Raw genomic sequence first — 13,714 nt, forward strand, 5'->3', positions numbered from 1 at the left:
TCGATAACATAAACAGATCAAACAAGCTTGTCGAGATGAATGCGGGAGGAAAAATGAGCCTTGAACTGTTTGATCTCAGAGGGCGGCGGGCGCTCGTTACCGGCTCGTCACAGGGGATAGGCTTCGCTCTGGCCCACGGGCTTGCCGATGCCGGAGCCGAGGTGATCCTCAATGGGCGCGACGAGGAAAAGCTTGCCGACGCGGCGGGGCGGATCGCCGGCGCGCGCCAGCTTCCGTTCGACGCCACCGACCATCAGGCGGTGCGAGCTGCTGTTGACCGCTTCGAGACGGAGGTCGGCGCCATCGACATTCTCGTCAACAATGCCGGCATGCAGCACCGCACCCCGCTTGAGGAGTTCCCCGCCGATGCCTTCGAGAAGCTGCTGCGGACCAATGTTTCGACCGTCTTCAATGTCGGCCAGGCTGTCGCGCGGCACATGATCAAGCGCGGTGCCGGCAAGATCATCAACATCGCCAGCGTGCAGACGGCGCTCGCCCGACCAGGCATCGCACCCTATACGGCGACCAAGGGCGCCGTCGGCAATCTGACGAAGGGGATGGCGACCGACTGGGCGAAATACGGGCTCCAATGCAATGCGATCGCCCCCGGCTATTTCGACACGCCGCTCAATGCCGCCCTCGTAGCCGATCCCGCCTTTTCCGCCTGGCTGGAAAAGCGGACGCCGGCCGGACGCTGGGGCAAGGTGGACGAACTGGTCGGCGCCTGTATCTTCCTTGCCTCGGATGCATCCTCTTTCGTGAACGGACACGTGCTCTATGTCGACGGCGGTATCACAGCCTCTCTCTGATCTTCCCCAACGTATGGTGCTGATGGGCGTTGCCGGTTGCGGCAAGTCCACGGTCGGCGCCGCGCTCGCCAAACGCATCGCTGCCGACTATCTCGACGGCGACGATCTGCATCCGCCTGCAAATATAGACAAGATGAGCAAGGGCATTCCCTTGAGCGACGACGACCGCTGGCCCTGGCTGACGCGGGTCGGCGAGGCGCTTGCCTCCGGCGCGGGAAGAACGATCATCGGCTGTTCGGCGCTGAAGCGCGCCTATCGCGATCATATCCGACAGATCGTCGGAGGTCCGGTCGCCTTCGTCCACCTCGCCGGCTCGCCTGAGGTCATCGAGGAGCGGATGAGCGCCCGCAAAGGTCACTTCATGCCGTCTGCGCTGCTTGCAAGCCAGTTCGCGGCGCTCGAGCCCCCTGGATCGGACGAGAATGCCATCAGCGTGGATATCGACCAGCCGCTCGATGCAGTCGTCGAGAGCATCGCCAGCCAACTCAGAGGAATGGGAAAATGAGCAATAAAGTCGCCTTGATCGGCGCCGGTGCCATGGGCGGCGCCATCGGCACTCGCCTCGTCGAAACCGGCAACGAGCTCATGGTTTTCGACCTCCATCGCGACAAAGTCCAGCATTTGGTGGACAAGGGCGCCGTCGCGGCGGCGAGCGCCGCAGAGGCTGCTTCCCGCTCCGACTATGTGATTCTCAGCCTCAATTCGGCGAAGATCGTCCAAGCGGCAGTGTTCGGCCCGGGCGGAGTTGCGGAAGGCGCCAGACCCGGAACGCTCATCATCGACATGTCCTCGATCGACCCGGAATCGACGAAAGCGATGGCGTCGCAAGCCGCGGAAACGCGCCTGCGCTGGGTCGACAGCCCTCTTTCCGGAGGCGCCCCCAAGGCATTGATCGGAGAGTTGACGCTGATGGCGGGCGGCAAGGACCAGGATGTGGCGGATGCCCATCAGGTGCTCAGGCATGTCGCCTCCAACTACACCCATATGGGTCCGTCCGGCGCGGGCCAGACGACAAAGCTGATCAATCAGGTGCTCTGCGGGCTCAATTTTCTTGCGGTGGCCGAGGCCACCCAGCTCGCGCTCGACGCCGGCATCGATGCAATCAAGGTCCCGCAGGCGCTGAAGGGCGGGCGCGCCGACAGCGCCATCCTGCAGGAATATATGCCCCGCTTCGTCGCCAGGGATTACCGGCGCACCGGCCGAATCGACAACATGGTCAAGGATCTGAACGGCGCACAGGACCTCGCGCGACGGACCAACACGGCAATGCCGCTGACCGCCGTTTGCGCCGAAGTGCACAGGATGCTGACCGCCGCCGGCCTCGGTGGCGAGGACCAGGCTGCGCTCATGGAATATTTCAAGGGACCCAGCAAGGAGACGTTCGGATGATTACACGTTATGCGCTGTTCGAGGGAAAGGTGAAGGAAGGCGAGACCGACGCCTTCCGGGCTGCCGTCCTGGAAAATATCCTGCCCAAATGGAAGGCCTTTCCCGGCGCTCTCGACGTGCGCGTCACCTTTGCCGACGCCCGCGACGAGGGTGCCCCGGAAATTCCGATGATTCTTGCGATCAATTATCCGGACCTTGATACGGTCGAAAAGGCCCTGGCGAGCCCGGCCCGGGCCGCGGCGAAGGCTGCCACCGAGGAAGTGCTGGCGCGCTTCTTCGAAGGTCGCATTCATCACCACATCACGCAGGCAAACGAGTTCCGGCTCTAGGCGAGTTGCGGCGACGTATCTGTCGCCGCGTTCTTCCTTGCGGCGGCGGCGCAGAAGGGGCTTGCATTCCGCCCTCGATGTGGGTGTACTTGGCTGGTAACGATAACATGGACGAATATGCACAACATCCGCAAGCCTCCGACGATGGCGGACGTCGCGCACCGCGCTGGTGTTTCGCCGATGACGGTTTCCCGCGCATTCAAACGTGAGGCCTCGGTCAGCCGGGAAACGCGCGAGGCGGTCCTGCGCGCCGCCGACGAACTCGGCTATGTTTTCGACAGCACCGCTTCCAACCTGCGCTCACAACGGACCGACTTCATCGCAGTCACGATCCCGTCGATCAACAATGCCAACTTCGCCGACACCGTCCGGGCGCTCTCCGATGGCGTATCCGAGCGTGGCCTGCAGATCCTGCTCGGCTACACCAATTACGATGTCCAGGAGGAGGAGCGGCTTGTCGAGCAGCTCTTGCGGCGCAAACCCGAAGCGATCGTCGTTACGGGTGGAAAACATACGCCGCGCACGCGCAAGCTCCTCACGAATGCCGGCATTCCGGTGATCGAGACCTGGGATCTGCCAGAAGAGCCGATCGGCCATGTTGTCGGCTTTTCCAATGCTCAAGCCGTGCGCGAGATGGTCGACCATTTCGTTGCCGTCGGCTACCGCAACATCGCCTTCATTGGCGGCGATGCCTCCCGCGATACACGCGGCGCCGATCGCAGGGCCGGCTTCATCGCGGCGATGAAGGATCACGGCCTGGATGCGCCGCGCCTGATCGCGGCGGGGCCGCCGCCGATCTCGATGCGCGAGGGCGCCAATGCGATGGGCCAACTCCTCGAGCGCTTTCCCGATACGGATGCGGTGATCTGCGTTTCCGATCTTTCCGCCTACGGAGCGATCACCGAGTGCCAACGGCGCGGAATTGCCGTGCCGGAAAAGATCGCCATCGGCGGCTTCGGCGACTATGAGATCGGCGCCATCTGCGTGCCAAGCCTGACGACGATCAACGCCTTCGCCAGTGAGATCGGCGGGAAGACCGCAAAACTGATCCTCGACGTGCTCGACGGCAAGCTGGGCGAGCCCGGGCGGGTAACGATCCGTCCTGATTTGATCCTCAGGCAAAGCAGCCTCTGATACCGCGCCAGAGCGGTGACCAGCTCGTCCCGCCCCCATCTGAAGAATCCGCTACAAGCGGTTGTTTACTCTAACGCTTTGCGCGGCTGTTTGACGAATGAAAGCGGGGCGGACGCTGGACCGTCCGCCCCATTCCTGCGTCACTTCGAGGCGGCAACGATCGCGTTGACGAGGCTGTCGCCGTTTTCGTCGATGAAGCCTTCCCAGACCGGCTTGACGGCAGTCTGGAAGGCTGCGGCGTCGACATCACGGTTAACGGTCATGCCTTGGGATTCCAACTCGGTAATCATCTCCTCCTCCTTGGCAAGGCTCAGTTCGCGCTGCTTGGCGACGGCCTCGGCCGCGACGTCCGTGATGATCTTCTGCTCTGCATCGCTCAGGCCTTTGAGCTTGTCGATATTCATCACCATGGCAAGCGCGGAATAGGCGTGCTGGGTGAGCGACAGATACTTCTGCACCTCATTGAACTTGAACGAGACGACGATGCCGATCGGATGGTCTTGGGCATCCACGACGCCGGTCTCGAGTGCGGTATAGAGTTCCGCTACGGGAAGCTGCTGCGGATTGGCTCCGACAAGGGCGAACATATCATTGAGCGCCTTTGAATTATTCACGCGCATCTGAAGGCCGCTGAGATCTTCCGGTGTATGAACAGGGCCGCGATTGTTCGTGATGTTGCGATAGCCGTTTTCGGGAAAGCCGAGCAGCTTGAGGCCAACCGGTTCGAATTTGGCGGCGACGCCCTGGCCGATCTCGCCATCGAGGATCTTGTAGGCAAGGTCACGGGAGGGGAACATGAAGGGCAGTTCGAAGGCGCCTGCTTCGGGGATGAGGCCGGTGAAATTGTTGAGCCCCGAGATCGCGATGTCGATGATGCCTGAGCGGGCGCCGTCGATCATTTGCGCGTCATTGCCGAGCTGGCCATGCGGGAAGATGTTGACTTTTATCGAGCCGCCCGAGCGGGCCTCGATCTGCTCCTTGAAATAGGTCGACATGGTCTGCTGGAGGTCTGTCTCCGGCGCCGCATGGGCGAGCTTCAGCACGCTTTCCGCGAAGGCGGGGATGGCCGAAAGCGTCAGAGCCGCGGCAAGCCCGATTGTTTTCATCACGGTGTTCATGGCTATTCCTCCCTGGTTAGCCTGCAAAGAAACGCATGGGCACTGTAATCAAGGCCGGGAAGGCGACGAACAGTGCGAGAAGCACGAGGTAGGCGATAATGAAAGGGACGGTTCCGCTCACGACGGCGCTCATCGGCTTTTTCCCCACGCCGCAGACGACGTTCAGCACGGTACCGACCGGCGGCGTGATCAGGCCGATCGAAGTGTTGATGACGAACATCAGCCCGAAATAGACCGGGTCGATGCCGGCGAGCTTGACGATCGGCATGAAGAGAGGCACCAGGATCAGGATCGTTGGGCTTAGATCCATGACCATGCCGACCAAGAGCACGATGATCATGATCACGGCCATTAGCAGGCGCGGATAATCGACGAGCGGTCCGAGCAGTTCGGCCAATTGCTGCGGCAACTGCGCCACGGTGATCAGCCAGGCGGCGACCATCGCCGCGCCGACGAGAAACATCACCATCGCTGTTGAGCGCGCGCTGCTGACGAGAATTTCGAAGAAGCTGTGCAGGCTGAGCTCGCGATAGATGAGGGCGGATACGACGATCGCATAGACGGCCGCGACCACGGCGGCCTCGGTCGGGGTGAAGATGCCGAAACGGATGCCGCCGATGATGATGATCGGAAGCAGGAGCGCCCAGATGCCTTCGCGCAATGCCTGAAACCGCTCGCCTGCGCTTGCGCGCGGGGTCGTTTCCACCGTCTCGTTTCGCATCATGATGGTCCAGACAACCATCAGGGCCGCGCCCATCATCAGCCCAGGCGCGATGCCGCCGAGAAAGAGCTTTGCGATGGAGATATTGCCCGCGACGCCGATGATGATCAGCGGCAAGGAGGGCGGGATGACCGGCGCGATGATCCCGCCGGCGGCGAGAAGTCCCAGCGAGCGCGCGCCAGGATAGCCGGACTTCTGCATCATGGGGTAGAGGATCGAAACGAGCGCCGCTGCATCCGCGACCGCGGAGCCGGAGAGGCCAGCGAGCAGGACCGAGGTGATGATGGCGACATAGCCAAGGCCGCCCTGGCGATGCCCGACAAGTGTCATCGCCAGTTTCACGATCCGCGTCGACAGGCCGCCTTGCGACATGACCTCACCGGCAACGAGGAAGAAGGGCACCGCGAGCAGCGGAAAACTATCGACGCCGTTGATCAGCGCCTGCGCCAGGACATCGGCGCTGAAGAGGTCGAGATGCAGCATCAGTGCCATCGCCGCCAACAGCAGTGCGAAGGCGACCGGCAGGCCGACAAGAATGCTGACGATGAGGACGGAGAGGAATAGCGCCAGCGTCATCGTCCCTCTCCGATAGCTCCGGTATTTGCTTCAACCGGATGGATCAGGCGAGCGATCGCGGTGGCGGTCATCAGCACGCCGGCGATTGCGCCGGGCAAATACAGCAACCCCGTCGGCAATCCCGTCAGCGGGGAGATGTTATGCCAGTTGGCAAGCGTCTGGCGCGCCGCGCCCCAGACAAGCATCAGAGCCGCCACGAGGACGACGAGCCAGCAAAGCCTTTGCAACGTCGGGACGGCACGCGGAAAGAAAGCCGCCGAAAACTCAGTCACAGCCAGGTGTTCCCCACGCCGCAGAGCCACAGCTGCACCGAACATCACCACCCAGACGAAACCGAGCCGCGACAATTCGACAGAACTGCGAATTCCTGAAGAAAACCCATATCGTAGCACGACATTGGCAAAGACCAGCGCGATCATGGCGGCAAGCAGCGCCGCGATGATCGCATCGATCCACGCCCATAGGATCGACACGAGTCGTCCCATCGACATTCCTCCCGTATGAACATTCCCCCTGCGGAAACCATCGCCGCGGTTGCATTGCGCGAGGGTTATCGCTAACCTAGGACGATGTTATCGATAACAACGATTGTCGTCAAGCGACGATCTGGAAGTGAGGACCGGAGGGGTGGAGGGGAAAGGTAAAAGGGTCGTGACCCTACGCGACGTGGCTCAGAGAGCGGGCGTCAGCACCATGACCGCATCCAAGGTGATGCGTGGCGCCGGGAGCATTTCGGAAAAGACTCAACACAATGTCCGGCAGGCCGCGCACGATCTTGGGTATTTGCCCAACAGCCTCGCCGGCTCGCTCAGCTCACGCAAGAGCCGCATGGTCGCGGTCATCATTCCCTCGATCGCTGACGTTGTCTTTTCCGAGGTGCTGAGCGGCGTGAATTCCGTGTTGCGACCTTGCGGCTTTCAAACCTTTATCGGGGAGTCGCTTTTTGATCCGGGGATCGAGACGGATCTTCTGCGGGAGATGCTGTCCTTCCGCCCGGCTGGTCTTCTCCTCAATGGCGGCATGATGCGCAGTCTGGATGCGCAAAGCCTGCTTGAACGGCGGAACTGCCCCGTAATTCGCCTGTGGGACGGCGACCATGCAGAGCACGATTTCAGCGCCGGGCTTTCCCACGAGGAGGCGGGGAGGCTGGTTGCAGAGCATCTTCTTGAACGGAACATGCGGCGCATCGCCTATGTTGGCGCGGAGCTTAACCGAGATCTATGCGCTCGCCGTCGGCACCTGGCGCTTCAGTCAGCCCTCCGCGCCAAGGGAATCGATCTCATCAGCATGACCTCCGAATCCATGCCGCGGCAGGCCGAGACGGGGCGCGTCCTGACCGGCAATCTGATGGAAACGCATCCGCAGATAGAGGCGATCCATTTCCTGAACGATGCAATGGCACTCGGCGGCTTGTCCTATCTGCACGAGATAGGCATTCGAGTGCCGGACAGAGTGTCCGTAGTCGGATTCAATGGGACGTCGCTGGCAAATGCGGTGCGAACCCGGCTGACGACTGTCGATGTGCCGCGCATGGAAATCGGATCGGTGGCGGCTCGGGCGCTTTTGCAGATGCTCTCGGGCGAGCGTGTGGAAGGGCGGTGGCAGGCGCCGTTGCGGGTAGTTCAGGGCAATACGACCGTGATGATCTGACGCAAAAATGGGGCGCCATTCGCGGCGCCCCAGCTCGGGAGATCACGGCTTGCCCCAGATCTTCCTGTATTCGTCGCGGTAGCCGTTGTCCGGGTCGAAGGCGTTCTTAGGTCCGCCGTCGAATTCGACATTATCGGCGGTCACTACGTGCAGCGGTGAGAGGTAGCCGGACCATTTCTCACCGGCAAAGGCGCGGTTCAACTCGTCGACGAGCTGCCAGCCTTGCAGGTTCAGCGGTTCGGCAACCGTCACCTTTTGGAACTGGCCGGCGCGGATCCGCTGGTAGGCGGATTCCGAGCCGTCGCCGGCGGCGACATTGATCGGCGCATCCGTGCCTCCCTTGCCGGCCGCAGCCAAGGACGGTCCCATGAAATCGAAATAAAGGTCGTTGATCGCCAGCGAATGCGTCCACTGGTCGCCGTATTTCTGCAGAAGCGAAGTGGTCAGCTGTGGCATGCGCTGCGAGGTTTCCGCGATCGGTGTGTCGACATATTCAAGCACCGTGCCGCCGAGCGCTTCGATCTCCGCCTTCATCTTGTCGGCCTTGGCGATAGCGATCGCATAGGTCGAGTCCGTGAAAATCACGACGCCCGGCTTGCCCTGGGCATCGGCATAGGCCCAATTGGCGGCCGCCTTCGATACCTCCATCGCGTCGGTGCTGATATTGGCAAAGAGGCCCGTCTTCTCGTCGGGTCCGATCACCGGGCCGGCGTGCCAGGCGACGAGCGGGATGCCGGCGGCTTTCGCCTGTTCGAGGGCCGGCGCCTGCTCGACCGCGTCGAAACCGTTGATGATGATGCCATCCGGTCTGAGTGCCATGGCTTGGCCGAAAGCTGCGGTGCGGCCGCCGATCGACCCGGCGCCATCGAGCACCTTGACCTGCCAGCCGACAGCCGCGGCCGCCTCCTCGACGCCGGTGGTAACGCCGAGAATGCCGCCGTTCTTCAGGTCGCCGGCAAGCACCACGATCGTCTTGCCCTCCTGCGCCTTCGGCCCGGATGTTGGCCCGTCCCAGGCGCTGACCTTGCTTGCATATTTGTCGACCAGTGCCTTGGCGTCGGTCATTGGATCGGCCAGGGCAACATTCGCCCCAAGCACGGTCATCGCCGCGACCGTCCCCATCATGAAAGTCCTGCGCTTCATTTCCCCTTCCTCCCTTCGGTAAGTTCTGATGCGGATTCTCGAAAATCTTCATTCCTTGGCGGCAGGTGCCGCCGATGGCTTGCGGGTCACGATCCCGCGCCTACGCTGCGCATAACCGGCAATGCCGATCGCGACGAGCAGCGTTACACCGTTGAAGAGCGGTTCGACGAAGAATGAGCCGCCGAACTGCTGGATGCCGGAAATGCCGACCGCCAGTATGATCACGCCGATCATCGTGCCCCACACATTGACGCGTCCCGGCTTGATCGTCGTCGAGCCGAGAAAGGCGCCGACGAGGGCCGGCAGCAGATATTCAAGCCCGACGCTTGCCTGACCGATCCTGAGCTTCGAGGCGAGCAGGATGCCAGCAAGTGCGGTGAGCGTGCCCGAGGAGACGAAGGCGCCGATGACGAAGCGGCGAACCGGAATGCCGTTGAGCGCGGCGGCCTTCGGATTGGCGCCGATCGCATAGATGTACCGCCCGATCGGCAGATACTCGAGCACCAGCCACAGGCCGAGCGCGAAAACGAGGACGTAAAAGCCGGTGATCGGCAACCCGAAGAGCATCGTGCCGTTCAATGCGTAGAAGCCATCCGGCAAGACACCGACCACCTGTCGTCCGCCAGTGTGCCAGAGCGCCAATGCGTAAAGGATTGTTCCTGTGCCGAGCGTGGCAATGAAGGAATCGATCCGCGCCACCTCTACGAGCAGCCCGTTCAAGAAGCCGCTGCCGGCTCCGAGCGCCAGCACGATGGCGACGGCTATCGGCCAGGGCAGGCCGAGCATCGTCTGCAGGCTGATCGCCAGGATGTGCCAGAGCACGATGCCGTAGCCGACAGTGAGATCGATGCGACCGGATGCCATCGGGATCATCGCCGCCAGCGACAGCATCGCAATGATCGCCTTGTCGGAGATGATCGAGCGGAGATTGAGAACCGTCGGGAAGGTCTGCGGCAGCAGCACCGAAAAGAGGATGATCAACAGGAGCGTCAGGACCACGAGTCCGTAGGCCGGCAAATAGCGGATGAGCTTCTGCAGCAGGCTCAGGTCCGCAAGCTCACCACGGGTAGGTTCAAGCGCGGTGGATTCGATCGACTGCATTGTTCGCTCCCAGACTTCAGGCGGCTTCGGAGGCCGAAGCGGCGGCGATCACCGCCGGAGTGGTCAGTTCGGCACCCCGCAATTCACGGACGATACGCCCGCGTGAAAAGACGAGAGCGCGATGGCAGATATGGGCGATTTCCTCGAAATCCGTCGAGACGACGATGACGGCGAGGCCCGCTTCCAGCGCCCGGGCGATGAGGCGGTAGATCTCGGCCTTGGCGCCGACATCGACGCCGGCGGTCGGATCCTCCGCGATAAGCAGCTGACGATCGGTCGCGAGCCATCGCCCGACCACGACCTTCTGCTGATTGCCGCCGGAGAGCGCTTCGATCGGCAGGCTTTGATCGTTCGGCCGAAGGCCGACCCGCTCGCCGATCGCCCGCGCCATGGCAGCTTCGCTCGACGGCGGCAGGAACGAGAAGAGCCTGCGACCGGAAGCCTTCGGGTTCAGGAACGTATTTTCCCGGAGTGAGAGCGACATGGCCACGGATTCCTCGGTGCGATCCTTGGCGATCAGCCCAACGCCCGACCGCATCGCCGCGACAGGGCTCGATAGATCGGGCGCCTTCGCGCCGATCGTGATCTCGCCGGCAAAGGCTTCGCAGCCGAAGAGGGCGCGGCCGACCAACTCCTGGCCGGCACCACGAAGCCCGACGAGACCTAGCAGTTCGCCTTTGAGTACGTCGAACGACACAGGCCCCGCTTGCCGGCAGGCGAGATCGCGGACCCTGACAATGGCCTCGCCCGGCGTGCTTTCGGCCTTGACGAAGAGCTGGTCCGCCTTGCGCCCGACGATCATTTCGATGAGCTCGTTCGGAGTCGTGTCGCGGACCGGCTTCTGGCCGACAAGGCGGCCGTCGCGAAGAACTGCGACGCGATCGGCTATCCTGAAGATCTCATCCAGCCGATGCGACACATAGATCATGGCGACCCCTCGCTCCCTGAGGGGACGGATCGCATTGAAGAGCCGCTCGACCTCGTCGGCGGGAAGGCTCGCGGTCGGCTCATCCAGGACGAGGACGTCCGCCTCGACAGCCAGCGCTCGCGCGATCGCGACAAGCGATTTTTCCGTTCGCGTCAAATCGTGGACCCGTATCGACGGGTCGAATTCACAGCCGACGAGGCGCAGCGCCTCTCGGGCGCGATCTTCTGTTCTGCGCCAGTCGATCAGGCGGCTCCTCATCGAGAAGCCTTGAGCCAGACCGACGTTCTCGGCGACGGTCATCCATTCGATCAGGCCGAGATCCTGATGGATGAAAGCGATCGGTTGACGCCTGTTCGGTTTCGGCGGCTGATTGACAAAGGGCTCGCCGCGAAAGCGGATCTCGCCGCCGTCAGGCCGGTAGATGCCCGCGAGCGTCTTGATCAGGGTCGACTTGCCGGCGCCGTTCTCGCCGAGAAGGGCAAGGATTTCGCCGGCTTCCAGGGCGAGCGAGACCTCCGACAGCGCGCTGGTGCCGCCGAAGGTTTTGGTGATGGACGAAAATTCCAGCAGCTTCTCACCAACCATGACGCTCCTCCCACGCTTGGCGGCTCGAGGGAACTTTATGTTATCGATAACATACCAGTCAAGTGGGCTTTTTCCGGCGGTGCTTCACGCTTTCAAAGTGTGACATCCGCAAACGACATCAAGCCATTGGTTGTATGGCGCAACGCGGCAGCCTACGCCGTATGGTGACGTTTCCGTACCCAGCGCCTAAAGCTAATCTGTCACTATGGATAATGCGTATCGGACCGGCGGTATTGCTCGCCGATTGACCCATGGTCTTCGGTGACACGGCGTATTCTTTGGTCCACGAACAGTGCGGGCGGGCGCCATGCTAGAACGTCAGTGGTCGGTAGCGGCAAACCAACGCAGTGACTATGGATCGGAGGACAATTCCGACTTCATCGGCATTGCCGATATCCTCACCTTCATCCGCCAGCGCATCGTTCTGATCATGACGTTTCCGTTTCTCGGGCTGCTGATCGCGGCATTCCATGTTGCGACGACGGATGCGATATTCACGGCTCGAACGCAGATTCTCATCGAGCCGAAAATCCCTGAATTGCTGCAGCGGCAATCGGGCGACATCAACCTATCCCTGGACACATCGCAAGTCGAAACCCAACTCGCGGTCATCAGGTCGGAGAAGATCGCGTCGATGGTAATCGATGAGCTCGGTCTTATCGACAATCCGGATTTCAAGCCGCTGAAAAGTCCTGAGATCGAGGAGCGCTTCGAACGGCTGCGGGGGGTGATCGCCGACGCGCTCGGCACAAACGAAGACTCGCAGGATCCGGAGGTGGAGCCCGCCTCGACTGACACGGACGCCACGGAAGCAGTGGAATCGGAGCTGGAATTATCGGAGTTTGAACGAAGCCGACGAGTGGTCGAAACATTCGAGGACGGCTTGGGCGTTCATCGCCAGGGTGTCTCTTATGCGATCGACATAACCTTCCGGTCGCTCGACCCCGAACTCTCGGCGAGCGTCGCTAACGCAACCGCGGCTGCCTTCGTTCGTGAACAGCTCGAGACAAGAGCCGCTGCTGCAAGGGACGGCGTGGCGTGGCTCGAAAGACGCATCGAGCAAGTTCGCAAGCAAATGAACCTTGCGATGCAGATGACCCAGCAGTTTCGCGCGAGGCACGACTATCGCGTCGGCGGGCAGCTCGGGGCGACTGCCGCCGACGGAGAAGGGAAGGAGCCTGGGGAAGGGGAGGGCACAACGCGCGAAGGTCCCACTCTCGAAGAGCTTGAAGTTACCGCGGAAACATACCGCGAGATGTATCAAAGCCTCCTGACTGCCTACACGAATTCCGTGAACCAGCAACCTTACCTCATTGCTGATGCACGGGTGATCACTCCGGCCACCCCGCCGCTCGGCGCCAGCCACCCGCGGCGGACGCTGGTGCTTGCTTTGGGCGGCTTGGCGGGGCTGATGGCCGGTCTTGGCCTCGCATTCGCGCGGCACACTCTGGATCGGACGATACGAACGCCGCGGCAGATCAGGAGTGAGCTGGGCCTCGACTGCGTCGGAGAACTGCCCCGGGTGGGATGGTTGGGGGGATATGCACAGTTGGATGAAGTGCTCAGACAACCCGAATCCCCGTTCAGCACCAGTCTCCGAAGTATAAGGGCCGCCATTAGCCTGGCCGATGGACCGCTGCGAAGCATCGCGATCACGTCTGCGACGCCGTGCGACGGCAAGAGCACGGTTGCGAGCAATCTCGCCGCACTATGCGCCGTCTCAGGTATGCGCACGCTCGTCATCGATGCCGATGGCTTCCATTCCATTCTCACGAAGCACCTTTTGCATTCGCCGGACGAAAAGAACCAAGACGGCGTTGAGCAAATAAAGCCGCAGATCACATCCGTTCCAGGGTTTCAGTTCGACCTGTTGCCGAGTCCAGTATCCGACGCTCACCGCCTCACCACACCCAAGAAGATGAAAGACTTGATTAGTGAGCTCGAGGCCTACGAGATCATCATAGTCGACCTTCCGCCGCTCACATCAGGCATGCACGGATTGGCTGCCGCCTCGGTGATGGACGGGGTGCTTGTCGTTGCGGAATGGGGAAAAACGCCCTCCGATCTCGTGGCTGAGCTTTCACGCATTCTACAGGCCACGAAGAGCGCTGTGCTCGGCGTGGTCGTGACAAAGGTCCGTAGGTTGTCGACACGACAATATCGTCGGCGCGCCGCCCGGGCGGCGCATTGACGAGGCATTGTTCCGTGGATGGCTAGACCCGCTGCATTCG

At 61.9% G+C, this 13,714-nt stretch carries 13 protein-coding genes; 7 read left to right on the top strand and 6 right to left on the bottom strand.

Features of this window, described 5'->3' with window-relative positions; all coding sequences use genetic code 11:
- Positions 1-53: 53 nt before the first annotated feature.
- The 5 genes from J2Z31_RS05535 (at position 54) to J2Z31_RS05555 (ending at position 3,661) form a co-directional block, all read left to right on the top strand.
- Positions 54-809 (top strand): SDR family oxidoreductase, encoded by a 756-nt coding sequence (locus J2Z31_RS05535; protein WP_209600855.1) that lies wholly within the window; start codon positions 54-56, stop codon positions 807-809.
- Entirely contained in the window at positions 778-1,314 is a 537-nt protein-coding gene (locus J2Z31_RS05540) for a gluconokinase (RefSeq protein ID WP_234939255.1), read from the top strand. Before J2Z31_RS05535 ends, J2Z31_RS05540 begins: the two co-directional genes overlap by 32 nt.
- A complete protein-coding gene (locus J2Z31_RS05545) occupies positions 1,311-2,198 on the top strand; it encodes an NAD(P)-dependent oxidoreductase (protein WP_209600856.1) in 888 nt (295 codons plus the stop codon). The genes J2Z31_RS05540 and J2Z31_RS05545 overlap by 4 nt, the downstream gene beginning before the upstream one ends.
- Positions 2,195-2,527, top strand: a complete 333-nt coding sequence (locus J2Z31_RS05550; protein WP_209600857.1) for a hypothetical protein — start codon at positions 2,195-2,197, stop codon at positions 2,525-2,527. Before J2Z31_RS05545 ends, J2Z31_RS05550 begins: the two co-directional genes overlap by 4 nt.
- Positions 2,528-2,644: 117 nt before the next feature.
- The gene (locus tag J2Z31_RS05555; protein ID WP_209600858.1) at positions 2,645-3,661 is read left to right on the top strand and encodes a LacI family DNA-binding transcriptional regulator; all 1,017 of its coding nucleotides are present in this window, start codon (positions 2,645-2,647) and stop codon (positions 3,659-3,661) included.
- Between the two features lie 140 nt (positions 3,662-3,801).
- Here the strand turns inward: J2Z31_RS05555 and J2Z31_RS05560 are convergent, their stop codons facing one another.
- Genes J2Z31_RS05560 through J2Z31_RS05570 form a run of 3 tightly spaced genes read right to left on the bottom strand, consistent with a single transcriptional unit; the run spans position 3,802 to position 6,561 of the window.
- Positions 3,802-4,779, bottom strand: a complete 978-nt coding sequence (locus J2Z31_RS05560; RefSeq protein ID WP_209600859.1) for a TRAP transporter substrate-binding protein — start codon at positions 4,777-4,779, stop codon at positions 3,802-3,804.
- Between the two features lie 16 nt (positions 4,780-4,795).
- Positions 4,796-6,076 carry a TRAP transporter large permease subunit gene (locus J2Z31_RS05565; RefSeq protein ID WP_209600860.1) on the bottom strand — a complete coding sequence of 427 codons (1,281 nt, stop codon included), beginning with the start codon at positions 6,074-6,076 and terminating at the stop codon, positions 4,796-4,798.
- Complete coding sequence (locus tag J2Z31_RS05570) at positions 6,073-6,561, bottom strand: TRAP transporter small permease (protein ID WP_209600861.1); 489 nt, start codon at positions 6,559-6,561, stop codon at positions 6,073-6,075. The genes J2Z31_RS05565 and J2Z31_RS05570 overlap by 4 nt, the downstream gene beginning before the upstream one ends.
- 181 nt (positions 6,562-6,742) lie before the next feature.
- On the opposite strand from J2Z31_RS05570, the gene J2Z31_RS05575 reads away from it, so the two are divergent.
- Complete coding sequence (locus J2Z31_RS05575) at positions 6,743-7,726, top strand: LacI family DNA-binding transcriptional regulator (protein WP_328243216.1); 984 nt, start codon at positions 6,743-6,745, stop codon at positions 7,724-7,726.
- A 42-nt stretch (positions 7,727-7,768) separates the two neighbouring features.
- On the opposite strand, the gene J2Z31_RS05580 is transcribed toward J2Z31_RS05575, so the two are convergent.
- From J2Z31_RS05580 to J2Z31_RS05590, 3 genes are read right to left on the bottom strand one after another with little or no spacing between them, the layout of a single operon-like run.
- Positions 7,769-8,869 carry an ABC transporter substrate-binding protein gene (locus J2Z31_RS05580; protein WP_209600863.1) on the bottom strand — a complete coding sequence of 367 codons (1,101 nt, stop codon included), beginning with the start codon at positions 8,867-8,869 and terminating at the stop codon, positions 7,769-7,771.
- A gap of 48 nt (positions 8,870-8,917) precedes the next feature.
- Positions 8,918-9,970 (bottom strand): ABC transporter permease, encoded by a 1,053-nt coding sequence (locus tag J2Z31_RS05585; protein WP_209600864.1) that lies wholly within the window; start codon positions 9,968-9,970, stop codon positions 8,918-8,920.
- A gap of 16 nt (positions 9,971-9,986) precedes the next feature.
- Positions 9,987-11,483: a sugar ABC transporter ATP-binding protein gene (locus J2Z31_RS05590; RefSeq protein WP_209600865.1), complete on the bottom strand. Its 1,497-nt coding sequence runs from the start codon at positions 11,481-11,483 to the stop codon at positions 9,987-9,989.
- A gap of 307 nt (positions 11,484-11,790) precedes the next feature.
- Here J2Z31_RS05590 and J2Z31_RS05595 point away from each other — a divergent pair, with 307 nt between their 5' ends.
- Entirely contained in the window at positions 11,791-13,674 is a 1,884-nt protein-coding gene (locus J2Z31_RS05595) for a GNVR domain-containing protein (RefSeq protein ID WP_209600866.1), read from the top strand.
- The last annotated feature ends 40 nt before the right edge of the window (positions 13,675-13,714 follow it).

The sequence above is a fragment of the Sinorhizobium kostiense genome, from assembly GCF_017874595.1.
Lineage (GTDB): Bacteria > Pseudomonadota > Alphaproteobacteria > Rhizobiales > Rhizobiaceae > Sinorhizobium > Sinorhizobium kostiense.